Below are 23,005 nucleotides of genomic sequence, written 5' to 3' on the forward strand. Positions count from 1 at the left end.
TCTTCTTCGTTGACGAATCACTCAGTTACGTCAACGCTAGCAGGTCGAGGGTGTGATACGACAAGAGACGAGTCAGTCACACCAGCGACAAATAAGTGATCTGCATCACAGCCCGGTGGGCCGCGTCCGCATTACTGGGGCTTGAGCTGCTCTTCGAGTACACGCTGGTAGCGGCGCATACCGGCGATCCACCGGCCGTAATCGGCACCCTTCTGCCGGTACATATCGAGCACCTGCGGGTGCGGCAGCACCAGGAACGTTCCCTCACGAACTGCGTCGAGCGTCATCGCCGCGACGGCCCCCGGCTCCAGCACCTCCCCGGCGGCGGTGATCGATGTTCCTGCCACGCGCACATCCGGGTCGTCGGAATCGGTGAGACCGTCGAGCAAGGCGGTCTTCACCCCCATCGGACACAGGCAACTCACCCCGATCCCCTTGTCGCCATAGCTAATCGACAGCCACTCGGCAAAGCCGACGGCCGCGTGTTTGGTCACCGAGTAGGCCGGTGAGCCGAGTTGGGTGAGTAGCCCGGCCGCAGACGCGACCGACACAAAGTATCCGCGTCCGCGTTCCAGCCATCCCGGCACCAGCGCGGTGGCGGCCCTGACGTGCGCGCGCAGGTTTACGTCGATGGCGAGATCCCACGCGGCTTCCCCGATATCAAGCCCGAGACCACCGGCGATACCGGCATTGGCGATGTAGACATCGACAGGGCCGAACTCCCTCTCCGCCAAGGCAATGAGATCTTCGATATCGGCGACCGAACTGGCATCGGCCTGCTGCCCGAGAATGGCCGATGGGTCTGATGCCGCCGCGGCGGTACGCAGGGCGGCATCTCCGTCGATATCGGAGGCGACGACCTTGGCGCCCGCATCCGCCAGACCCCAGGCGAGAGCCTGTCCGATTCCCGAACCGGCTCCGGTGACAATGGCGACGCTGCCGTTGATATCCATGCCCGAACCCTATTGGACGGTCGCGAAAATCCCGATCGCGGCGGCTGCGACGACAAAAAGGACCGCCAGAATCCGCGCCGTCCGGCGGGGATACCGGGTGAAACGCTCCCACGTGACCGCGATAGTCAACGGCACCATCCAGATGAGGTGCGCCGAGGGCGCAACGGCCATCGTCAGCATCATGGCCCAGCAGGACCGGATACACGCCCACCCGCTGACGGCACCGAAGAGTATGAGGCCTTTGGCCGCCGGCCATCCGTCCGGCGGCAGCGGGACCGACTGGTGACAGTCACCCAGGGCCCGACATTTCCAGGGGGTGAGCTGCCAGATTGCTGCCAGGAGAAGCACACCCGCGAACATCCACCATCGGTTGACGGTGGCGGCCATAGGCAGCGCGAGAGTGATGAGGAGGCCAACCACCGTCCACAGCGCGAGCCACACCACCGCGTAGAGCGCCAGCGCGCGCCCGCGGCCCTGCGGGCCGTTCTGCTGGACGTACTGAACCGCGGGCAAAGTGGCCGGTCCCATCATCGCGATGGTCATGACAATCCAGGAGACGATCGCGACCCACAGCACCGGCTGATGCACCACCGGCGCGGCCATCGGCGCCATGTTCGCATGATCCATGCCCGGCATATGCCCGGCGGCAGGAGCTTGCGTATGGCTGGCCGCATGTTGCGGGAGGAACGCGAAGCCCAACCACGACAACAGAATTATCGCGGTCGCGATCCCCGTGTATCTGCCAGCCGCCAGTTCCTTGACGCGCTGGATCGCGTTGGCGACCATCAGCTAGAGAGTATCTTGCCGACGCTCACCTAGCTTGCGGATTCAATCATCGTGCGCAGTGAGCGCGGCAACGTCCGCTTGGAACGGTATGGACCCACCACTGCCGCTCCGGCGGGACTGCTGAGTAACTGGCGCGCGATGCCATTGACTTCGTCGGTCGTGACGGTGGCGATCTTGTCCAGGGTCGCAGAAATCGTGCGGTGCTTACCGTTGTTCAGCTCGCTGCGTCCCATTCTGTTCATGCGGGATGCCGAATCCTCAAGCCCCAGAACAAGTCCACCGGCCAAGGCACCCTTAGCCCGGTCGATCTCCACTGCGGTAAATCCGTCCTCGACCACCGATGCCAGTACCTGTGAGGTCACCTTGGCCACCTCGTCGAACCGCTCCGGCGAGCAACCCGCGTACACCGACAACGCGCCAGTGTCGGAGAAGGTATCCACCGTCGAGTAGACCGCGTAGACCAGCCCGCGCTGCTCGCGAATCTCTTGGAACAAGCGGGAACTGAGCCCACCGCCCAATGCGGTGTTGAGCACCGACAGCGCCCAGCGATATTGCCAGCCGCGGCCCGGGGTGCGCACACCCAGCGAGAGATGCACCTGTTCACCGTCGCGCGACACCAATTCCAGTCCCGGCGTGGCCGTAACTCGGCCGGTCCCCTTGCGCGGCGCCACCGTGGTGACCGATGAGTCCAGATGCGATTTGAAGTACTTGCGCGCCAACCGCACTACGCGATCGTGCTCGACGTTCCCGGCCACTGCCAGCACCATGCGTTCGGGCCGATACCTCCGTACGTGAAACGAATGTAACTGTGCCCGCGTCATCGTCGATATCGACTCCGAGCTGCCGAGCACGCTGCGACCTATCGGATGGTCACCGAACAGGGCCCCGAGGAAGGCTTCCCCCAGCAGGTCCTCAGGGTCGTCGTCGCGCATCGCGATTTCTTCGAGCACGACGTCGCGCTCGACCTCGACGTCCTCACTGGCGCATCGCCCGCGCAACACCACGTCGGCGACCAGATCGATCGCCAGCTCCAGATCGGAGTCCAGCACATGCGCGTAGTAACACGTCTGTTCGCGTGCGGTGAAGGCGTTCAGCTCACCGCCGACGGCGTCAATCGACTGTGCGATATCGGCCGCCGACCGTGTGGGCGTGGACTTGAACAGCAGGTGCTCGAGGAAGTGCGCCGCACCGGCGACGCTGCGCCCCTCATCGCGGGACCCGACGTCGACCCACACCCCGACGGACGCCGAGCGCACCGAGGGCATCGCCTCGGTGACCACTCGGAGACCACCAGGAAGGACCGTGCGGCGTACCGCGTTGGGAACGCTACTCCGCGACGGCATCTGCCGGCTTGGCCTCGGCCGCACCGTTACTGCTAGCAGAAGCCTCAGCGGCGTCATCGTCACCGACCGGAACCAGCGAGATCTTGCCGCGGTTGTCGATATCGGCGATCTCGACCTGAATCTTGTCGCCGACCTTGACCACGTCCTCAACCTTGGCGATCCGCTTGCCCTTACCGAGCTTGCTGATGTGCACCAGTCCGTCGCGGCCCGGAAGCAGCGATACGAAGGCGCCGAAATCGGTTGTCTTGACCACGGTTCCGAGGAAACGCTCACCAATCTTGGGCAGCTGCGGGTTGGCGATCGCGTTGATCATGTCGATCGCGGCCTGCGCCGCCTCGCCGTTGGAGGCGCCCACGAACACGGTGCCATCATCCTCAATGGAGATGCTCGCACCAGTCTGCTCGGTGATCGAGTTGATCATCTTGCCCTTGGGCCCGATCACCTCACCGATCTTGTCGACCGGCACCTTGATCGTCGTGATGCGCGGCGCGAAGGGGCTCATCTCGTCGGGGGCGTCGATGGCCTCGGCCATCACCTCGAGAATGGTGGCACGGGCATCCTTGGCCTGCGACAGCGCGGCGGCCAGCACCTGCGACGGGATGCCGTCAAGCTTGGTGTCCAGCTGCAGAGCCGTGACGAAGTCCTTGGTGCCGGCGACCTTGAAGTCCATGTCGCCGAAGGCATCTTCGGCACCCAGGATGTCGGTGAGCGCGACGAAACGGCGCTCGGTGGTGCCATCGGCGAGCTCGATGTCATCGGACACCAGGCCCATGGCGATACCGGCAACGGGGGCCTTCAGCGGCACACCGGCATTCAGCAGCGACAGGGTCGAGGCGCAGACCGAACCCATCGAGGTGGATCCGTTGGAGCTCAGCGCCTCCGAGACCTGGCGGATGGCATACGGGAACTCCTCGACGCTCGGCAGCACCGGCATGAGCGCACGCTCAGCGAGCGCGCCGTGCCCGATCTCGCGACGCTTCGGCGAGCCGACGCGTCCGGTCTCACCGGTGGAGAACGGCGGGAAGTTGTAGTGATGCATGTAGCGCTTCGAGGTTTCCGGCCCCAGCGAGTCGATCTGCTGAGCCATCTTGACCATGTCCAGGGTGGTGACGCCCATGATCTGGGTCTCGCCACGCTCGAACAGCGCGCTGCCGTGCGCCCGCGGGATCACGGCGACCTCGGCCGACAAGGCGCGAATATCGGTGACACCGCGGCCGTCGATGCGGAACTGGTCCTTCAAGATGCGCTGGCGTACGAGCTTCTTGGTGAGCGAGCGGAATGCCGCGCCGATCTCCTTCTCGCGGCCGTCGAAGCCCTCCTGCAGACGGCCGAGAACCTCGACCTTGACCTCGTCGGTCTTCTCGTCGCGCTCGGCCTTGCCCGCGATGGACAGGGCCTGCGACAGCGGCTCGGTGGCCACCGCCGCGACGGCGGCGAAAGCGTCGTCCTGGTAGTCGGGGAACAAGGGGTACTCACCGACGGGCTTGGCGGCCTTCTCGGCCAGCTCCTGCTGCGCGGTGCACAGCGCGGCGATGAACGGCTTGGCGGCCTCAAGGCCCTCGGCGACCACGCTCTCGGTGGGCGCGCCGGCGCCACCGTCGATGAGCGCGATGACGTTATCGGTGGCCTCGGCCTCGACCATCATGATGGCGACATCGTCGGCCGTCTTGCGACCGGCGACCACCATGTCGAAGACGGCGGTCTCCAGCTGCTCGACAGTCGGGAACGCGACCCACTGGCCCTCGATCAGGGCCACGCGGACACCGCCGACGGGGCCGGTGAACGGCAGTCCGGCGATCTGGGTGGACGCGGATGCGGCGTTGATCGCCAGTACGTCGTACAGGTCGGCGGGGTTCAGGCTCAGCACCGTCACCACGACCTGAATTTCGTTGCGCAGCCCGCTGACGAAGGTCGGGCGCAGCGGCCGGTCGATGAGACGACAGGTCAGGATGGCGTCGGTGGAGGGACGTCCCTCGCGGCGGAAGAACGAGCCGGGGATGCGACCCGCGGCGTACATCCGCTCCTCGACGTCAATGGTCAGCGGGAAGAAGTCGAAATGGTCCTTGGGGCTCTTGCTGGCGGTCGTGGCCGACAGCAGCATGGTCTCGTCATCCAGGTACGCGACGACGGAGCCGGCGGCCTGCTGGGCCAGCCGCCCGGTCTCGAAGCGAATGGTGCGGGTGCCGAAGGTGCCGTTGTCGATGGTCGCGGTGGACTCGAAGACGCCTTCTTCAATTTCTGTAGCAGACATGGGTTCTGGAATACCTCTCATACGTTCTCAGTTGGCAGCACGTGGCTGTATTGGGCATATGTGCCATCACGCGGTCAGCGCGCGGACGTACCAGCGCGAAGTGGACCCGGAAGGTGATCGGCCACGGCCGTTCGATCGAAGCGGCCGGGGATCGATGATCCGCTTGTGCGAAGAGCACAAGCTCCGAACCCGGCAGCCACTACCGAAGACCGCCCGTTACCCGGCGGGACCAGCATGACAACGCACACACCCTATCACCTGCGGCGTTTGCGGCCACGCACCCTGATCAGGGCAGTTCCTCCACACACACGGTGAAGTTGCGATCGACATAGGGGTAGCCAAGTCCGGTGATGCACTCATCGGCCGTCGAGACATCCCGAAGAACTTGGGTGACGCGTTTCTTGTTCTGAGCGTTGCCGTCATTGCAGTCAACACGCACGGGGTCGCCGTCCCACTTGTCGGGGACGCTCATGCAGCTGCCGACAACCCAGTCGATGTCCAGACACAGGGCCTGGCTTCTGCGGCCGAAACCGCGCTTGGCGTAGTACGACGAGTCCGCATCACGCGGACAATCCGCATCCGTCTCGGTCTTGGCGAAGACCTTGAAATTGGACTTGGGACTGCCACACGGCTCCTTGACCATCTTGGCGTGCTGATCGGAACCGCTGAGGTTGACGCAGTCGCCGACGGCCAGGCCATCGGTAGCGGCCGATATCGACGAACACGCCGACAGCAAGGCCGCACCGACAGCGACAAGGGCGATGGATATCGCACCTGAGGTTCCGGAGCGACCCAGTCGAGGAGAAGCCAAAGTCAGCGGCGCAGGCCCAGGCGCTCGATCAGCGAGCGGTAGCGCGCGACGTCGACCTTTGCGATGTACTTGAGCAGGCGGCGGCGACGGCCGACCAGCAGCAGCAGACCACGACGGCTGTGGTGGTCGTGCTTGTGAGTCTTGAGGTGCTCGGTCAGATCGACGATGCGCTTGGTCAGCATCGCGACCTGGGCCTCGGGAGAACCGGTGTCGGTCTCGTGCAGCCCGTACTGGGTGAGAATTTCTTTCTTCTGCTCGGTAGTCAATGCCACGGCAAGCTTCTCCATCACTGGGGTTCGCGTCGAATGTTTCTGGTGGGCCACCGCGAACTGCAGCTCACACCGGTGTTGAAGTGTACCGGCGGGTTAGCCTCGCGCCAAAATCGTACGGGCCTTCTGGGCATCGCGACCCATTTCGTCCACGAGCTCATCCACCGAAGCGAACTTCTCCATGCTGCGCACCCGTGCCACGAAATCGACGGCCACATGCTGGCCGTACAGGTCTGCCGCGGTGTCCATGATGAACGCCTCGACGGTGCGGGCCTTGCCGGAGAACGTCGGGTTGCTGCCCACCGAGACCGCCGCCTGGTACCGCTCACCGGGGACCACAGTGCCCATGGTGGGACCATGCCCCAACAGCGTGAACCACGCCGCGTACACGCCGTCGGCGGGAATGGCGGCGAACATCGGCGGCGCCACGTTGGCGGTAGGGAACCCCAGTTCCCGGCCCCGCCCGTCGCCACGGACCACGACGCCTTCCACTCGATGGGGGCGGCCGAGGGCTTCGGTGGCCGCCACCATGTCGCCGGCGTCGACACAGGACCGGATGTAGGTCGAGGAGAACGTGACCGCGTGTTCGGTCACGAGCGACACGGCGTCGACCTTGAAACCGAATCGCTCGCCCGCCTTCTTGAGCATGTGGACGTTACCGGCGGCCTTCTTCCCGAAGGTGAAGTTCTCCCCGACCACCACCTCAGCCACGTGCAGACGCTCGACCAGCAGCTCATGCACGTATCGCTCGGGCGAGAGCTTCATGAATTCGGGGGTAAAGGGCACCACCAGGAAAACGTCGACACCCAGTTCCTCTGCCAGCTCAGCACGCCGGGTCAGGGTCGTGAGCTGGGCCGGATGAGTCCCGGGAAACACGACTTCCATCGGGTGCGGATCGAACGTCATCAGGACGCTCTTGAGGTTGAGTTCGCGTGCGGCCTTCACCGCGCGCCCGATGAGTTCCGCGTGGCCGCGGTGTACACCGTCGAACACGCCGATGGTCAGGACGCACCGACCCCAGTCGGACGGAATTTCGTCTTGCCCGCGCCAGCGTTGCACGGCCTAAAGCCTACTTCGGAAGATGCGGGAAGGCCGACTTGGCTTTCCGTCGTCGCTGCCTGGTTAGGCTGAGCACCGTGAGCCCCACTCGATCCGACCGGCCCGCCGGATCCACCGATATCGACCTGACGACGGTGGCCCAGGACTACCTCAAGGTGATCTGGACCGCCCAGGAGTGGTCCCGCGAGAAGGTGAGCACCAAGATGCTCGCCGAACGCATGGGCGTGTCGGCGAGCACCGCATCCGAATCGATCCGCAAGCTGGCCGACCAAGGTCTGGTGGATCACGAGAAGTACGGCGCCGTGACCCTGACGGGCCAGGGCCGCAAGGCGGCCGTACTCATGGTGCGCCGGCACCGGCTGCTGGAGACATATCTGGTCAACGAGCTCGGCTACGGCTGGGACGAGGTGCACGACGAGGCCGAGGTGCTCGAGCACGCGGTCTCCGATCTGCTGCTGGCCAAGATCGACGCCAAGCTCGGTCACCCCACGCGCGATCCCCATGGCGATCCGATTCCCGGCCCTGACGGGCAGGTGCCCACTCCCCCGGCCCGCCAGCTGTCGGACTGCGCCAACGGCGATACCGGCGTGGTGGCCCGGATCTCCGACTCAGATCCGGAGATGCTGCGCTACTTCGACACCGTCGGCGTGGCACTGGATGCCCGCGTGACGGTCGACGAGCGGCGGGACTTCGCCGGAACCATCTCGGTGTCGATTGATAGCGACAGATCAGACGGCGGCGAGAAGAAGCTAGAGCTGGGAAATCCTGCAGCGCAATCAATTTGGGTCGTACTCGACTGAAATGACCGACCACGCGGCGTGTGAGTGCCTACTGTGCGTCGACTACGGCGATCGCCATGACTACAACGACAGCGATCGTGACATCATCGGCAGTGTCACCGAATACGGTTGGAGTGCACTGGGAATCGGCCCCACATCGTCGGAGGAGAGCCCGCCGTTCGCCTACACCGTCGGGCTGTGGCACACCATGCGGCTACCCGAGCTGGCGATCTACGGAGTCAACGACATCACGATGATGCAGCGCGCTCTCAACGCGGTTGCCAAACAGGCTCAGGAAGGGCGAGTTCTGCAAGTCGGAGAGACATTCGAGGATGTCCTCGCCCTACCCGAGGTGGATGACTACCAGGTGAAGCTCTCCCCCATCGATCCGAGTTGGTATCACAACGAATTCGGGTTCGGACTGTGGTTCAACCGGACCAACCACGTGCGGTACCTGCAGGTCCTCTGGCCCGATGGCGAGGGCCGATTCCCGGGGAATCCCGAGTTTGATCCGCATTTCGCCGATCGGCAGCCGCTGATGTGGATGCCCAGGGAGTTGCACCCGCCGAGCCGGTGGATCCGTCCGATCGACTGACCGCTACAGATTCGCCGGGCGCAGGACCACGACCGACGTGGTCCGAGAGCCTTTGTCTGCCAATAACGCAATGACCCGATTGCCGGAATCCACCGCGGCGTAGGTGCCCTCGATACCGGCAGCCGACAACGGGCGCCCATTGCGCACCGAGTCGACCTCCGCCGCATCCAGATCGCGCCGGGGGAACCCCTCCCGGCACGCGGTGTCCAGATCCAGGGTCAACGTCGCGTCCTCGGCCAGCTCCTCGAGCGTGCGCGCACGTTCCAATGTGAAATCGCCAACCCTGGTGCGGCGCAATGCCGTCAGATGCCCACCCACGCCCAGCGAGGCACCCGCATCGCGGGCCAGCGCCCGGATGTACGTGCCTGAGGAGCAATCAACTTCCACGTCCACATCGACATACCCATCCCCCGGCCGGCGCACCGCCAGCACGTCGAACCTCGAGATGGTCACCGGCCGGGCTGCCAGCTCAACCGACTGCCCCTCCCGCGCCAGCTTGTAAGCACGCTGTCCGCCGACCTTGATCGCGCTCACCGAGGACGGCACCTGTTCGATATCCCCACGCAGCGGGGCCACGGCCGCCTCAATATCTTCATCGGTCACCCGGGACGCCGAAACCGTGTGTAACACCTCGCCTTCGGCGTCATCGGTGCTGGTGCTCTGCCCAAGACGGATAGTGGCCGCATACGACTTGGTCGTCAGCGTCAGCAGTCCCATGATCTTGGTGGCACGTTCGATACCGATCACCAGCACCCCCGTGGCCATCGGATCGAGAGTCCCCGCATGCCCCACCTTGCGGGTGGAAAACAGCCTCCGGCAGCGAGATACCACGTCATGGCTCGTCATCCCGGCGGGCTTGTCCACAATCACGAGGCCCGCGCGACCCAAGGGATCGGTCACGGCACCACGATCGCGGTCAAGATCAGACCCTTGTCAATGATCCAGCGCCCGTCGAACACCGACAACACGCTGCCGTCATTGGCCTTGCCATCTATCAAGATTCGCGAGGTGAACGTCCCATCGGGGTCGAGGGTGATGTGAGCGTCCTCAAAGCCAAGCCAGCGAGTTGTCAGCGGGAACCACGCCTTGTACGTCGTTTCCTTGGCGCAGAACAGCAATCGGTCCCAGTGCGTACCACCGGGCAACGCCGCCAGCTCATCGCGCTCGACCGGCAGGGTAATCGACTTGAGCACACCGTTGGGCAGCACGTCGTGTGGTTCGGCGTCGATCCCGACCGAACGCACCTCCCCAGCACGTCCCACCACCGCGCCACGGAATCCCTCCGTGTGCGTCATGCTTCCCACCACCCCGTTGGGCCACAACGGCTGCCCCTTGTCTCCCTTGAGGATCGGGACTTCGGGAACGCCGAGCACAGACAGGGCCTGCCGCGCGCAGTGCCGGACGGTGATGAACTCATTGCGCCGTTTGGCCACCGATTTGGCGATCAGCGGTTCCTCTTCGGGCAGCGGCGCCAACCCGGGCGGATCCTCATACAGTTCGGCCGAGGACAGCACATCGGGAACCACCGAGGCGATCAACTGGTCACTCACTGGCACGCTCCTTGGCAAGCCGTTCACGGAATCGCTTGGCCGCCACCCTCATCTGCTCGGTGATCTCGAAATGACCTCCGAACTCGTTGAGATAGCCGGCCGGATAGTGCGGGACGGGAAGGATCTGCCGAAGCCATGAATACGGTTTGCGCTGCGCCCATTCCCGCGGATAGCCAACCGACACCTCCTCGAAGCGCACCTCGTCATACCAGGTGGTCCGCGGAATGTGCAGGTGGCCATACACCGAGCACACCGCGTTGTAGCGGGTGTGCCAGTCCGCGGTTTCGGTGGTCCCGCACCAGAGCGAGAATTCGGGATAGAACAACGCATCGCAAGGTTCCCGCACCAGCGGGAAATGGTTCACCAGGACCGTCGGCGTCATCCAGTCCAGATCGTCCAGCCGCTTCTTCGTATACCGCAGCCGATCCCGGCACCAGGCATCACGTGTCGCGAAAGGTTCACTGGAAAGCAGGAACTCATCGGTTGCCACGACGTTGCGGTCGCGGGCGATCTTCAGACCCTCCGCCTTGGTGTTGGCCCCCTCCGGCAGAAATGTGTAGTCGTACAACACGAACATCGGCACGATGGTCGCGGGACCACCTTGTTCTATCCACACCGGATACGGATGCTCGGGCGTGACGATGCCCATCTCGTCGCACATGTTGACCAGATAGTCGTAGCGGGACTGTCCGAAAATCTGCATGGGATCGCGCGCCGTCGTCCATAACTCATGATTCCCCGGCACCCAGATCACCTTGGCGAACCTGCGCCGCAACAGATCCAGCGCCGCCCGGATGTCATCAGTGCGCTCGGCGACGTCACCGGCGACGATCAACCAATCCTCAGGCGAGGCCGGATGAAGTTCTTCGAGAACGGACTTGTTGGCCGACTGCCCAACATGCAGGTCGCTGATCGCCCAGAGCCTGGGCTCCCGTTCCTGCGTCATCCGGCCAATGTACCTACAGGTTTATCTTGCAACTCTGTCCCACGTCGAGAACCCGGAGCGCACGCCCGCTTCCCACCCAGAACGCGCAGGACAGTGCCAGGTCGGTCAACAGCCCATCGTCGAAATGCTCGCGCGCCCGCTCCCAGAATTCGTCGTCCTCACGCAGCCCGACGTGATCCGTCGCGAAACGGTGCGCGAACTCGGCGGCGGTCCGTTCGGCCTCGCTGTACCGCGGCGAGGTACGCCACTGCTCGGCGTCCGCATAGAAGTCGCCGTCCAGCTCCCCGCTCTGGACGAAGCGGGTGTTCTGGCAGACGGAGCATTCATTCGCGAAGGCCACGGTCATACGTGCGAGCTCGCGCACCCCGATCGGAAGCCTGCTGCGGTTGTATACCGCGTCCGAAAATCCGGCAAACCCGGGCGCCATCTCGGGTGCACCCATCAGCCAGCCGGCCACATCGTCGTCCGCGTAGTTCCCAATTCGTGCCATGGCGTCACGATACTCCGGGACTAGAACGTGTTCTAGTGTTTTCGGTGTTCCGTATGAGACAGCGAGGCACGCGGCTAGACTTCGGCGCACCGCGGCTGATCAGATTGAGGTGGATTCGCATGGCCCGAAGGGCTGGACTGGCCATAGTGCTGATGGCGCTGACACTGAGCGGTCTTGTTGTCTGGCGCACCGCCCCGGCCGATCACTCGACCAGCGCACCGGTTCAGCTGCGTTTCTCCACAGCGCCCATGACCGGACCCGCGGGCACCGGAGCCACCACCACGATCAAGTGGCCGGTCGTCCCCGTCACAGATCCTCGCCCTTTCGATCCCTGCTACGACATTCCCGGTTCGGTCATCGCCGCTGCGGGTCTCGACCAGACCCCACCCGCACCCGAAGAGGGCCTGCGCTGCCGGTACGACTCCCGCAACAACTACCAGTTGGCCGTCGAGGCGATCGTGTGGCGCACCTATGAAGACTCGCTGCCGGCCGACGGCGTGGAGACGACCATCCAGGGTCACCGTGCGGCCGAGTACAACATCATGAAACCGACGGACTGGAACAACCAGTGGTGGGTGTCCTGCATGATCACCTTCAAGACGAGTTACGGCGTGGTCCAGCAGTCGCTGTACTACGCATCCCAGAAGTACTCCCCCGATGGCCCCGGCTGTCTCGTGGAAAACCGCCGGGTCGCAAACATTCTCGCGCCCGCCTACAAGTTCTGAGACCGTGCCGGTCTAGCCACGTGCCGCGATGCGAGCCTGCACCTCGGGACGCCGCAGCGGAGGCACCGTCCTGGGTGGCTGCCGACGTGCCGGCAACGACGCCAACAGACGCATTGTCGTCGCCGTCACCTCCGCCACCGCGTGCTCAAACGCTTCCCGGTTGGCATCGGAGGTCTTCTGAATCCCGCTGATCTTGCGGATGTACTGCCGCGCCGCCGCCTCGATCTCCTGGTCGGTCGCGGCGGGTTCCAGCCCGCGTAGTTCGGTGATGTTCCTGCACATACCTACGACAGTAGGAAGACAATCCGGAAGACGCCATGCCCCACCCACTGGTTAGTTTGCGTGCGCGTGTATACGTAAGTCATGCCAGTGACGTCATCGCAGCCGTCTAGCGCGGGATCCAGCACTCGTTCATCGCAACGCGACCGGGTCGCCGCCGCCGCGCAGGAGGTTCTCGCCACACACCCCCCTTCCTCCACCCCGGTCACCGAGCTGCTCGGCGCCGTCTACGACGTGGGCCTGGCCTGGGTCCACTTCCCCGTCGGCTTGGGTGGCCTCAACGCACCACCCGCGCTGCAGGCCGTCTCCGACACCATCCTGCGCGCAGCCGGCATGCCGGATCCGTTGTTTATCAACGTGATCGGGTATGGCATGGCGGCTCCCACAGTGCTCGCACACGGACAGCCCGAACTGACCCAGCGGATTCTGCGTCCGCTGTTCACGGGTGAGGAACTCTGGTGTCAGCTGTTCAGTGAGCCCGGCGCCGGATCCGATCTCGCGGGCCTGGCCACCCGCGCGGTGCGTGACGGCGACGACTGGATTATCAACGGCCAGAAGGTGTGGACCTCGGGTGCCCATCAGGCGCGCTGGGCGCTTCTGGTGGCGCGAAGCAATCCCGAGGTGCCCAAGCACCGCGGCCTCACCTACTTTGTGGTCGATATGACCGATCCCGGCGTCGAAGTCCGTCCGCTGCGTCAGATGACCGGTGACGCCGAATTCAACGAGGTGTACCTCACCGATGTCCGCATCCCGGACGCATACCGCCTGGGCAATGAGGGCGACGGCTGGCGAGTCTCGATGACGACGTTGATGAACGAACGCAGTGCGCTGGGTGGGGCGTTCGACCACGGTCGTGGCGGCGGATCGATTGGCCATGCGCTGAGTCTCTGGAAGCAGCGACCCGACCTGCATACCCCCGAGCTGCGGGCCAAGCTGACGAACCTGTTCGTGCGCTCGGAGGGAAACCGCTACGGCACCCAGATGCGGATCGCCGCCCAGGGCGATGCGCCGATGGGGCCGGAGGGCTCGATCGGCAAGCTGATGGGCGCCGAGCTCAACCAGCAGATCTACGACTTCTGCGTCGAACTGCTGGGCATTGAGGCAACTCTGTACGCCTCCTACGACATGCGGCGCGTCGTCGACGATGACCGCCGTGCCGACACCATGTGGGCGTTCCTGCGGTCCAAAGCCAACACCATCGAGGGCGGCACCTCCGACGTGATGCGCAACATCATCGGAGAACGCGTTCTCGGACTACCCGGCGATATCCGGGTAGATACCGACAAAGCTTGGAAGGACGTGCCCCGCGGATGAGTGAATTCGAGTTCACCGAAGAGCACGGCGACCTGCGCTCGCTCATGCGGAGTTGGTGCCAACGTGTCTGGACACCCGAGCACGTGCGCCAGATCGCCGATGCAGGCGCCGTCGACCTGGATGCCTGGCGCGCCCTGGGCGCCGAGCTTGGTGTGGTGGGGCTGAGCCTGCCCGAAGAACATGGCGGGGGCGGCCTGGGCGTTATCGAATTATCCATCGTGGCAGAGGAACTGGGACGCACACTGGCGTGCCTACCGTGGATATCGAGCGCGGCACTGGGCGCTACCGCGCTGGCGGCCAGCGGCGACAGTGACGCCCTTGCCGAATGGGTACCCGCGCTAGCCTCCGGCGACAAGACGATCACGCTGGCGGGTGGCCGCACCCGGTTGGCCGATGCCATCACCGTGTCCGCGGAATCCGATGCCGACGGATGGAAGCTCACCGGAGACGCCGAGCACGTTCCGGACGGCGCCACCGCCGACGCGATCCTGGTGCTCGCTGATACCGACTCGGGTCCAACCCTTTTCGCGGTGGACGGGAACGCAACCGGCGTCGACCGGCACGCTCTGGCCACCCTCGACCTAACCCGACGCCAGGCCAACATCCACTTTGACTCCACTCCCGCGCGCCTAATCGGCGAGCAGGGCCAGGGCGCGGACGCCGTGACCAAGGCACTCGACGTAGCCGCCACCGTGCTCGCGGCCGAACAAGCCGGTATCGCCGCCCACATGCTGGATGTCACAACCGAATACGCCAAGTCCCGAATTCAGTTCGGGCGGATCATCGGGTCGTTCCAAGCCGTCAAACACCGCCTCGCCGATATGGCCGCCGCGGCCGGGAACGTACGTGGCGCCGCCTATCACGCGGCCTGGTCGCATGACAACCCGAGCCTTGATGATCCCGCGCTAGCCACCAGCATCGCCCAGCAGGTGGCATCTGCGGGCGCGGTAGAGGTAACCTCCAAGGCCATCCAGAGCCATGGCGGCATCGGATTCACCTGGGAACACCCGGCCCACCTGTACTACAAACGGGCCGTTAGTAATTCGGCACTCTTCGGAGGCCGTGCCGTCCACGCCGAACGTATCGCCAAGGAGGTTATCGACGCATGACCGAACAGATTCTCTTGACGCAGACCGAAGACCGGATCTGCACCATCACGCTGAACCGGCCACAGGCCCGTAATGCGCTGAGCAAGGCCCTCGGCGAGGAGATCGTCAAGGCCGTCACCGCGGCCGACGCCGACGCCGATGTTGACGTGATGATCCTGACCGCCGCCGACCCGGTGTTCTGCGCGGGTGTCGACCTCAAGGAGCTGGGCAGCGGTGATCGTGCCGACACCCTGGACCCGTGGTGGCCCGAGCTTTCCAAGCCCGTCATCGGTGCCATCAACGGAGCCGCCGTCACCGGCGGTCTGGAGCTGGCGCTGGCCTGTGACATCTTGATCGCCTCGGAGAAGGCACGTTTCGCCGATACCCACGCACGTGTTGGCATCCTGCCCACCTGGGGGCTGACCACCCTACTGCCGCTCTCGGTGGGACGCGGGCTGGCACGGCGCATGAGCCTCACCGGCGACTACCTGTCGGCCGAAGATGCGTTACGCGCAGGCCTGGTCACCGAGGTGGTTGCCCATGAGGAGCTGTTACCGGCGGCCAAGCGGCTCGCCGCGACAATCGCCGGAAACAACCAGCCCGCCGTGCGCGAGCTTCTGGCCTCCTACCGCCGCATCGAGTCCGAGCTCGTCGGCAACGGTCTGCAGGTGGCTCTCGATGATGCGCATCGGTGGATCGAGCAGAACTCCATCGCCGAGGGCGTGGAGGAGCGTCGCGCGGCCATCATGGCGCGCGGTCGCAGCCAAAACGCCTAACGGTCGAAGCGATACAGCGCAATCCGGCGGTCCGGCCGAATATCGAACTCCCCCATCGCCGTCCAGCCGAGGCGCGCGAGCACCTTAAGGATCGGCGGATTGTCGGCCGCTGGGTCACCCATCATCCGGCGACATGCAGGGTCGGCCTCGAACACGGCGAACGGGAGTAGCCGGATCCACTCGGAGATGACGCCCCGGCCTAGATGCTCGGTGGCAGCAGTCGCTATATGAAACCCCGTGTCGTGCGGATGAACGTCGTAGATCCTGGCGATCTCATCCCGGGCAGATCGGTACATCTCCACATAGCCTGCCTCGACGCCATCTACCGACAGGATGCAAGGCAGCGAGTAATGCCCGGCTAGTCGATACGAGGAATCTTCGCGCCACTGCACGGCCGACCAAGGCTGCTCCCATGTCTTGAGTAGATGCGGACGAGCAAACCATTCACTGAGCATGTCCGGGTCGGCGCTATCCGGATTCACCGGCCGCAGTCCGTAGCGGGTGCCCTCAAATGAGGGCAGCGGCGGAGGACCCGCATCGATGACCTCAGCAGCCACATCGGTGATCTCTCGCCCGATTCGATAACCGGTGGGACTGTTCATCGGCGCGAGTAGCTCCGTTCGATCGAGGGGCCTAACTTAGGTGAGCCTATATTCTACGAACCGCTCACCGGCCGGGCAGCTCTACCCCTACATCAGGTGCGGCGTCTCCTTATGGACTTTGTGGTCGTGATGCACCGTGCCGCCTACCACCGCAAATCCCAGCCCCGCGGTAACCAGTAGCGCGATGGCCGCCACCATTCCCCAGCCGTGATGCCCGGAGGCCAACGCCGCCAGCCCCAACGCGGTGATCGTGACCGACACCAGGCCAAGGAAGTAGCCGGTCCACACGGCAAATCGATCAAGGTTCATTTCGAAACACCTCCTCATCCAGCGTTTCCCAGAATACTCCGCAAGTTACCTGGATCACATAGCCAGGCACTGGCAAACTCTCGATATCATTGGGGGGCTACACGATCAGGGGGAGAAAGATGTCGTACCCACAGCACTATCCTGCCGCCGCGCCCAGGTACTTTCAGGTACGGCTGACCAAGCACACCGGGATGCTGATCATGTTCAGCACCCGGTCGTACACGATCACCGGGACACTCGAGCAATGCGAGGCTGCCTACCGTGACGCGCAGACCCACAATCTGGCCGCCGGGTGGTGGAGCTTCCTGTCCATCCTCGTCATGAACTGGGTTGCGATCTTCGGAAATATGGGGCAGATCAGACAGATTCGGCGTCTGGCAGCGCAGCCCCCGACATACCAGGGCTACCCACCGGCGGGATACCCGCCGCCTCCTGCCGGATACCCACCACCGCAGTACCCCCCGGGGCACTGATCACGAGCCGGTTCCCGGCACGGCCCAGCGGCCCGACGCCGTGCGCCATCCGACCAACAGCAGCCGCAACACCAGGAAAAGGGTGAGCCCGGACCAGACTCCGGCGAGCCCCCACCCGAAGGCCAGCGCCAACCACACCAGCGGCAAGAACCCGCACAGCGCGCTGATCATGGTGGCGTTGCGCATGAACCGCGCGTCGGCCGCACCCAGCAGCACCCCGTCCAGCGCGAACACAAGACCCGAAATCGGCAACTGGCACACCAGGAACCACCACGGCACGTGCATCTGACGCAACACCGTGGCATCGGAAGTGAACAAACCTGGCAATACCGGAGCACCGAAGGCAAGAAGGGACGCCAGTACTACCGCGAAGCCCAGCGAGAACGCCGTCACTCTCCACGCCACTGACTTGGCCTCCCGTACCCGGCCCGCCCCCAACGCGGCACCGACGAGGGTCTGCGCCGCGATGGCAAGTGAATCAAGGACCAGCGCAAGAAAACTCCACATCTGCAGGACCACCTGATGCGCTGCCAGCGCCGCCGCCCCAAACCGTGCCGCCACCGCCGCGGCACTGATGAAGCAGGCCTGGAAGGCCAGACTGCGTATCAGCAGGTCGCGCGCCAGCACCAGCTGTGCGCGGAGCACCGGACGGTCCATCCGGAGCCGAACACGCTCGGCGTGCAGGGCGTGCAGGAAAAGGATCGCGGCCAGCCACTGCCCCACCAGATTGGCAACCGCAGACCCCGCCACACCCATCCGGGGCGCCCCGAGTAATCCGTAGATCAGCACCGGGCACAGTACTGCCGAAACCGCAAAGCCGACAATCACATACCGCAACGGCCTGACCGTGTTTTGCACTCCCCGCATCCACCCGTTGCCGGCGAGCGAGACCAGGATTGCGGGCGCCGCGAAGATGGCGATACGCACCCACGTCAGGCCCTGAGCGGCCACATCGGGTGCCGCGGCGATGGCCCGGACCACCGGTCCAGCCACCATGTTCACGATGAGGACCACGGCAGTGCCGATAAGGAGCGCCAACCAGGTCGCCTGCACACCCTCGTGGACCGCGCCCGGACGATCACCGGAGCCGAATAGTCGTGCCGCACGGGCGGTGGTGCCGTACGACAAGAAGGTCAACTGCGTTCCGACGAGCGAAAGCACCAGTCCGCCGACGGCCAATCCCGCCAACGGCACCGCGCCCAGACGACCCACCATGGCGATATCGAAAAGCAAGTACAGCGGTTCGGCTGCCAACACACCCAATGCGGGCACCGCCAGAGCAGTGATTCGGCGGGCCAGTCCAGACATTCCGGCCGTGCCGGTGGCGTCAGTCAAGGGCGCGAACCAGCGCCGCCACCACCTCGTCGACCGGGCCGGTCGCCGAGAACCCGGCGGCCAGCCGATGTCCACCGCCACCAAAGGTGCCCGCTACCGCGGACAGGTCCACCGCGGAACGGGCACGCATCGATATCGACCAATGCTCCGGCTCGATCTCCTTGAACACCACCGCGACCTCCGCCTCGGTGGTGGTGCGGACGATGTCGACGATCGACTCGACTTCCTCGGTGCGCGCGCAGGACCACACATCATGGGTGACAACGGCATACACCAAACCGGCGCCCCCGACCGCGTCGGGAATCAGCTGCGCGGTGCCCAGCACGCGCGACAAAATCGGCAGCCAGACGAACGGGTGTGAATCCATGAAAGTACGGGTGATGTTCACGCCATCGGCCCCCAAGTCCAGCAGCCGAGCTGCCAGCCGGTGACCCTGCGCGGTGGCCCAGCGGAAAGACCCGCTGTCGGTGACCAAACCGGCGTACAGACAGTGCGCCATCTCGGGGGTGATGCTCACCCCCCAGGCGTCGAGCAACCGAGCCACCATCATCGTCGTCGAATCAGCTTCGATATCAACGTAATTCGCCGTACCAAAGAGCTCATTGGACACATGGTGGTCAATGACCAGCACCGGTGCCTGGCCCTCAACCAGTTCGCCCAGTTGACCAAGCCGCCGCACGCTCGGGCTGTCGACCGTGACCACCAGATCCGGATCTCTGCGCAGTTCGTGGGGCGCGACCAACAGTTCCGCACCCGGCAGGGTTCCCACCGACTCCGGAGGCGCCGCCGGCGCCCCGAAACTCACCTGGACGTCAACGCCCTTGGCCACCAACACCTGTCCGAGCGCCAGCCCGCTGCCCACCGTGTCGGCGTCGGGATGCACGTGACAGATGATCACCACCCTCCTGGCCTTGGCCAGGAGAGCCACGGCGCCCTCTACGTCTACGCGTGCCCCCACGGCACCCGCCTCAATCGGGACGGCGCTCATCGTCCTCGTCGGGTGCGGGCTCCTCATCCTCAGCCGGGGACGCCTTATAGGGGTCGGCGTCGCCGGCGTGCACGGCTCCCTGCCGGACCTCGGCGAGCGCGGCATCGGCCGCGCGCGTCCGGTCGAGCAGTTCCTCCATATGCCGCGCGGTGTCGGCGATGGTATCGAGCACGAAGGTCAGGGTGGGCGTGAACCTCACCCCTGTCCCGGCACCCACCTTCGTTCGGAGCACACCCTTTGCCTTTTCTAGCGCGGCCGCCGCGCCGGGGTAATCCGGCTCGTCGGACAGAGTCTGCCCCATCACGGTGTAGTACACGGTCGCATCGTGCAGATCGTTGGTCACCCGAGTATCGGTGACCGTGACCATCGTCAGCCTCGGGTCTTTGATCTCGTACTCGATCGCCGAGGCGACGATGGCCCCGATCCGCTTCGCCAGTCGCCGCGCGCGAGCCGGATCGGCCACCTTAGACCCGTTCCTTCTCGCGGAGTTCGTACGCCTCGATGACGTCGCCTTCCTTGATGTCGTTGTAGGTCAGCGTCAGACCGCACTCGTAACCATCGCGGACCTCCGTGACGTCATCCTTCTCCCGCTTGAGCGACGAGATGGTGACGGTCTCGGCGACCACGATGTTGTCGCGCAGCAGTCGGGCCTTGGCATTGCGCCGGATGATGCCCGAGGTGACCAGGCAACCGGCGATGTTGCCGACCTTGGACGACCGGAACAGTGCCCGGATCTCGGCGCGACCCAGCTCGACCTCTTCGTAGACCGGCTTGAGCATGCCCTTGAGCGCACTCTCGATCTCGTCGATGGCCTGGTAGATCACCGAGTAGTAGCGAATGTCGACGCCCTCGCGGTTGGCCAGCTCGGTCGCCTTGCCCTCGGCCCGCACATTGAAGCCGATGATGATGGCGTCCGAGGCCGAGGCCAGGTTGACGTTGGTTTCGGTGACACCACCGACACCGCGGTCAATGACCCGCAGCTGCACCTCGTCGTCGATCGCGATACCGAGCAGCGCCTCTTCCAGGGCTTCGACCGTACCGGCGTTGTCGCCCTTGAGGATCAGGTTCAGCTGGCTGGTTTCCTTCAGCGCGGCATCCAGATCGTCCAGGCTGATCCGCTTGCGGCTACGGGCGGCCAGCGCGTTGCGCTTGCGCGCACTGCGACGGTCGGCGATCTGCCGGGCGATTCGGTCTTCGTCGACAACCAGCAGGTTGTCACCCGCACCGGGCACCGAGGTGAAACCGATGACCTGGACAGGCCGCGAAGGCAGCGCCTCCTCGACATCCTCGCCGTGCTCGTCGACCATGCGACGCACACGGCCGTACGCATCGCCGGCGACGATCGAGTCGCCGACACGCAGCGTGCCGCGCTGGATGAGCACCGTGGCCACCGGGCCGCGACCGCGGTCCAGATGCGCCTCGATCGCCACACCCTGGGCCTCCATATCGGGGTTGGCCCGCAGGTCCAGTGCCGCATCCGCGGTCAGCAGGACTGCCTCGAGCAGGGCGTCGATATTGGTGCCCTGCTTGGCCGAGATGTCGACGAACATGGTGTCGCCACCGAAGTCCTCGGCGACCAGGTTGTACTCGGTGAGCTGCGCCCGGATCTTGCCCGGGTCGGCACCTTCCTTGTCGATCTTGTTGACCGCGACCACGATCGGCACATCGGCCGCCTGGGCGTGGTTGATGGCTTCCACCGTCTGCGGCATGACGCCGTCATCGGCGGCGACCACCAGGATCGCGATATCGGTGGCCTTCGCACCGCGCGCACGCATGGCGGTGAACGCCTCGTGACCCGGGGTGTCGATGAAGGTGACGAGCCGCTCGTTGCCGTCCAGCTGAGTCAAGACCTGGTAGGCACCGATGTGCTGCGTGATGCCACCGGCTTCGCCCTCACGGACGTTGGCCTGCCGGATGGTGTCCAGCAGTCGGGTCTTGCCGTGGTCGACGTGACCCATGACGGTGACAACCGGCGGTCGGATCTCCAGATCCTCTTCACCGCCCTCATCCTCGCCGTAGGTGAGGTCGAAGGACTGCAGCAGCTCGCGGTCCTCGTCTTCGGGGCTCACGACCTGGACGACATAGTTCATCTCGCCGCCCAGCAGCTCCAGGGTCTCGTCGCCCACCGACTGCGTGGCAGTCACCATCTCGCCGAGGTTGAACAGCGCCTGTACCAGCGAAGCCGGGTTGGCGTCGATCTTCTCCGCGAAATCGCTCAGCGAAGCACCACGCGCGAGACGGATGACCTCGCCGTTGCCGTGCGGCAACCGCACACCACCGACAACGGGCGCCTGCATGTTCTCGTACTCGGCGCGTTTCGCCCGCTTCGACTTGCGACCACGCTTCGGCGCACCACCGGGACGGCCGAAGGCACCGGCCGCACCACCGCGCTGACCGGGACGACCACCACCGCCGCCACCGCCGGGACGACCGCGGAAGCCACCAGCGCCGGCCGCGCCGGGAGGACCACCAGCGGGAGCACCGCTACCCGCACCGCCGCCGCGGTAGTTACCGCCGCCGCCGCCGGGACCACCCGGGCGGCCACCACCGGGACCACCGGGGCGGCCACCACCGGGGCCACCGGGACGGCCACCACCGGGACGCGGCGGGCGCGGGCCCATGGATCCGGGTGACGGGCGCGGGGGCATGTTGCTCGGGGAGGCTCCACCGGGACGAGGAGCTCCGGGACGCGGCGCCTGAGGACGCGGCGCAACAGGACGTTCGACCGGCTGCGCCGAGGAGAACGGGTTGTTGCCGACGCGCGGCACACGGGGAGCGCCAGGCTTGGGACCCGGCGTCGCACCCGGACGGGGTGCAGGCGCGGGTGCCGGTGCCGCAGCGGGTGCATCTGCCACGGGCGGCGCCGCGGCGCTCGGCGTGGGAGCGGCCGGTGCCGCTGGTGCGGCGGGTACAGGTGCGGGCGCAGCCGGAGGCTCCGGCGCCGGGGGGGCCTCGACAACCGGCTCAGCAACCTTCTTCGGTGCCGGCTTGGGGGCGCCGGGCTTGGGGCCGGCCTTCTTCGGAGCGGACGCAGTCTCGGCGGACGCGCCATTGGACCCGGCGGCAGCGGGCTTATCGCCACCACCGAAGGCCTCACGAAGACGCCGCGCGACGGGGGCTTCCACCGTCGACGATGCGGACTTAACGAATTCGCCCTGATCACTCAATCGGGCGAGAACTTCTTTACTGGTCACACCGAGTTCTTTAGCTAACTCGTGTACCCGGGCCTTGCCTGCCACTGCTCTCCTGTCTGCGAGGCAGCGGCTTCAGGCGCCGTGCCTCGT

At 65.3% G+C, this 23,005-nt stretch carries 26 protein-coding genes; 8 read left to right on the top strand and 18 right to left on the bottom strand.

Features of this window, described 5'->3' with window-relative positions; all coding sequences use genetic code 11:
* Positions 1–131: 131 nt before the first annotated feature.
* From B4394_RS16900 to B4394_RS16915, 4 genes are read right to left on the bottom strand one after another with little or no spacing between them, the layout of a single operon-like run.
* Positions 132–953 (bottom strand): SDR family oxidoreductase, encoded by an 822-nt coding sequence (locus B4394_RS16900; RefSeq protein ID WP_078315745.1) that lies wholly within the window; start codon positions 951–953, stop codon positions 132–134.
* 9 nt (positions 954–962) lie between these two features.
* On the bottom strand, positions 963–1,739 hold the full coding sequence (locus tag B4394_RS16905) for a copper chaperone (protein WP_078315746.1): 777 nt from the start codon (positions 1,737–1,739) through the stop codon (positions 963–965).
* Positions 1,740–1,768: 29 nt separating this feature from the next.
* A complete protein-coding gene (locus tag B4394_RS16910; RefSeq protein WP_212566653.1) occupies positions 1,769–3,082 on the bottom strand; it encodes a M16 family metallopeptidase in 1,314 nt (437 codons plus the stop codon).
* The gene (locus B4394_RS16915) at positions 3,066–5,333 is read right to left on the bottom strand and encodes a polyribonucleotide nucleotidyltransferase (RefSeq protein WP_078315747.1); all 2,268 of its coding nucleotides are present in this window, start codon (positions 5,331–5,333) and stop codon (positions 3,066–3,068) included. Before B4394_RS16915 ends, B4394_RS16910 begins: the two co-directional genes overlap by 17 nt.
* A 58-nt stretch (positions 5,334–5,391) precedes the next feature.
* On the opposite strand from B4394_RS16915, the gene B4394_RS25940 reads away from it, so the two are divergent.
* Positions 5,392–5,571, top strand: a complete 180-nt coding sequence (locus tag B4394_RS25940) for a hypothetical protein (RefSeq protein WP_078311024.1) — start codon at positions 5,392–5,394, stop codon at positions 5,569–5,571.
* A gap of 48 nt (positions 5,572–5,619) precedes the next feature.
* Here the strand turns inward: B4394_RS25940 and lppU are convergent, their stop codons facing one another.
* From lppU to B4394_RS16935, 3 genes are all read right to left on the bottom strand, one after another.
* Positions 5,620–6,129: an LppU family putative lipoprotein gene (gene lppU, locus B4394_RS16925; protein ID WP_078315788.1), complete on the bottom strand. Its 510-nt coding sequence runs from the start codon at positions 6,127–6,129 to the stop codon at positions 5,620–5,622.
* 17 nt (positions 6,130–6,146) lie between these two features.
* Entirely contained in the window at positions 6,147–6,416 is a 270-nt protein-coding gene (gene rpsO, locus B4394_RS16930; protein WP_030093922.1) for a 30S ribosomal protein S15, read from the bottom strand.
* A 93-nt stretch (positions 6,417–6,509) separates the two neighbouring features.
* Complete coding sequence (locus tag B4394_RS16935; RefSeq protein ID WP_078311025.1) at positions 6,510–7,472, bottom strand: bifunctional riboflavin kinase/FAD synthetase; 963 nt, start codon at positions 7,470–7,472, stop codon at positions 6,510–6,512.
* 77 nt (positions 7,473–7,549) lie between these two features.
* Between B4394_RS16935 and mntR the strand changes: the two genes are divergently transcribed.
* Positions 7,550–8,272, top strand: a complete 723-nt coding sequence (gene mntR / locus B4394_RS16940) for a manganese-binding transcriptional regulator MntR (RefSeq protein WP_078311026.1) — start codon at positions 7,550–7,552, stop codon at positions 8,270–8,272.
* 1 nt (position 8,273) lies between these two features.
* Positions 8,274–8,846, top strand: coding sequence for a DUF4262 domain-containing protein (locus tag B4394_RS16945; RefSeq protein ID WP_070952683.1), 573 nt, complete (start codon positions 8,274–8,276; stop codon positions 8,844–8,846).
* Positions 8,847–8,849: 3 nt separating this feature from the next.
* Here the strand turns inward: B4394_RS16945 and truB are convergent, their stop codons facing one another.
* From truB to B4394_RS16965, 4 genes are read right to left on the bottom strand one after another with little or no spacing between them, the layout of a single operon-like run.
* Positions 8,850–9,746 (bottom strand): tRNA pseudouridine(55) synthase TruB, encoded by an 897-nt coding sequence (truB, locus tag B4394_RS16950; protein ID WP_078315748.1) that lies wholly within the window; start codon positions 9,744–9,746, stop codon positions 8,850–8,852.
* Positions 9,743–10,384: a 4'-phosphopantetheinyl transferase PptT gene (gene pptT, locus B4394_RS16955; RefSeq protein WP_176138330.1), complete on the bottom strand. Its 642-nt coding sequence runs from the start codon at positions 10,382–10,384 to the stop codon at positions 9,743–9,745. The genes truB and pptT overlap by 4 nt, the downstream gene beginning before the upstream one ends.
* 4 nt (positions 10,385–10,388) lie before the next feature.
* Positions 10,389–11,342 carry an ACP phosphodiesterase PptH gene (gene pptH, locus B4394_RS16960; RefSeq protein ID WP_078311029.1) on the bottom strand — a complete coding sequence of 318 codons (954 nt, stop codon included), beginning with the start codon at positions 11,340–11,342 and terminating at the stop codon, positions 10,389–10,391.
* Between the two features lie 13 nt (positions 11,343–11,355).
* Positions 11,356–11,832 (bottom strand): carboxymuconolactone decarboxylase family protein, encoded by a 477-nt coding sequence (locus B4394_RS16965; protein WP_078311030.1) that lies wholly within the window; start codon positions 11,830–11,832, stop codon positions 11,356–11,358.
* 152 nt (positions 11,833–11,984) lie between these two features.
* Between B4394_RS16965 and B4394_RS16970 the strand changes: the two genes are divergently transcribed.
* Complete coding sequence (locus B4394_RS16970; protein ID WP_502688406.1) at positions 11,985–12,557, top strand: DUF3558 domain-containing protein; 573 nt, start codon at positions 11,985–11,987, stop codon at positions 12,555–12,557.
* A 12-nt stretch (positions 12,558–12,569) separates the two neighbouring features.
* On the opposite strand, the gene B4394_RS16975 is transcribed toward B4394_RS16970, so the two are convergent.
* Complete coding sequence (locus B4394_RS16975) at positions 12,570–12,839, bottom strand: DUF2277 domain-containing protein (RefSeq protein WP_078311032.1); 270 nt, start codon at positions 12,837–12,839, stop codon at positions 12,570–12,572.
* An 81-nt stretch (positions 12,840–12,920) separates the two neighbouring features.
* On the opposite strand from B4394_RS16975, the gene B4394_RS16980 reads away from it, so the two are divergent.
* Genes B4394_RS16980 through B4394_RS16990 form a run of 3 tightly spaced genes read left to right on the top strand, consistent with a single transcriptional unit; the run spans position 12,921 to position 16,014 of the window.
* A complete protein-coding gene (locus tag B4394_RS16980; protein WP_078315749.1) occupies positions 12,921–14,150 on the top strand; it encodes an acyl-CoA dehydrogenase family protein in 1,230 nt (409 codons plus the stop codon).
* Positions 14,147–15,259: an acyl-CoA dehydrogenase family protein gene (locus B4394_RS16985; protein ID WP_078315750.1), complete on the top strand. Its 1,113-nt coding sequence runs from the start codon at positions 14,147–14,149 to the stop codon at positions 15,257–15,259. Before B4394_RS16980 ends, B4394_RS16985 begins: the two co-directional genes overlap by 4 nt.
* Entirely contained in the window at positions 15,256–16,014 is a 759-nt protein-coding gene (locus B4394_RS16990; RefSeq protein ID WP_078315751.1) for an enoyl-CoA hydratase, read from the top strand. Before B4394_RS16985 ends, B4394_RS16990 begins: the two co-directional genes overlap by 4 nt.
* Here the strand turns inward: B4394_RS16990 and B4394_RS16995 are convergent.
* Both B4394_RS16995 and B4394_RS17000 read right to left on the bottom strand, forming a co-directional pair.
* The gene (locus tag B4394_RS16995; RefSeq protein WP_078315752.1) at positions 16,011–16,616 is read right to left on the bottom strand and encodes a GNAT family N-acetyltransferase; all 606 of its coding nucleotides are present in this window, start codon (positions 16,614–16,616) and stop codon (positions 16,011–16,013) included. The two genes, B4394_RS16990 and B4394_RS16995, sit on opposite strands and share 4 nt — an antisense overlap.
* 87 nt (positions 16,617–16,703) lie before the next feature.
* Positions 16,704–16,925 (bottom strand): membrane protein, encoded by a 222-nt coding sequence (locus tag B4394_RS17000; protein ID WP_030093939.1) that lies wholly within the window; start codon positions 16,923–16,925, stop codon positions 16,704–16,706.
* 119 nt (positions 16,926–17,044) lie between these two features.
* Here B4394_RS17000 and B4394_RS17005 point away from each other — a divergent pair, with 119 nt between their 5' ends.
* Positions 17,045–17,398 carry a hypothetical protein gene (locus B4394_RS17005; protein ID WP_078315753.1) on the top strand — a complete coding sequence of 118 codons (354 nt, stop codon included), beginning with the start codon at positions 17,045–17,047 and terminating at the stop codon, positions 17,396–17,398.
* Here the strand turns inward: B4394_RS17005 and B4394_RS17010 are convergent, their stop codons facing one another.
* Genes B4394_RS17010 through infB form a run of 4 tightly spaced genes read right to left on the bottom strand, consistent with a single transcriptional unit; the run spans position 17,399 to position 22,960 of the window.
* Entirely contained in the window at positions 17,399–18,706 is a 1,308-nt protein-coding gene (locus tag B4394_RS17010) for an MATE family efflux transporter (RefSeq protein WP_078315789.1), read from the bottom strand.
* A 19-nt stretch (positions 18,707–18,725) separates the two neighbouring features.
* Positions 18,726–19,721 (bottom strand): DHH family phosphoesterase, encoded by a 996-nt coding sequence (locus B4394_RS17015; RefSeq protein WP_078311037.1) that lies wholly within the window; start codon positions 19,719–19,721, stop codon positions 18,726–18,728.
* Positions 19,702–20,184 carry a 30S ribosome-binding factor RbfA gene (rbfA, locus tag B4394_RS17020; protein ID WP_078311038.1) on the bottom strand — a complete coding sequence of 161 codons (483 nt, stop codon included), beginning with the start codon at positions 20,182–20,184 and terminating at the stop codon, positions 19,702–19,704. The genes B4394_RS17015 and rbfA overlap by 20 nt, the downstream gene beginning before the upstream one ends.
* A gap of 1 nt (position 20,185) precedes the next feature.
* Positions 20,186–22,960 (bottom strand): translation initiation factor IF-2, encoded by a 2,775-nt coding sequence (infB, locus tag B4394_RS17025; RefSeq protein ID WP_078315754.1) that lies wholly within the window; start codon positions 22,958–22,960, stop codon positions 20,186–20,188.
* Positions 22,961–23,005: the final 45 nt, after the last annotated feature.

The organism is Mycobacterium sp. D16Q16 (assembly GCF_002013745.1).
Taxonomy (GTDB): domain Bacteria; phylum Actinomycetota; class Actinomycetes; order Mycobacteriales; family Mycobacteriaceae; genus Mycobacterium.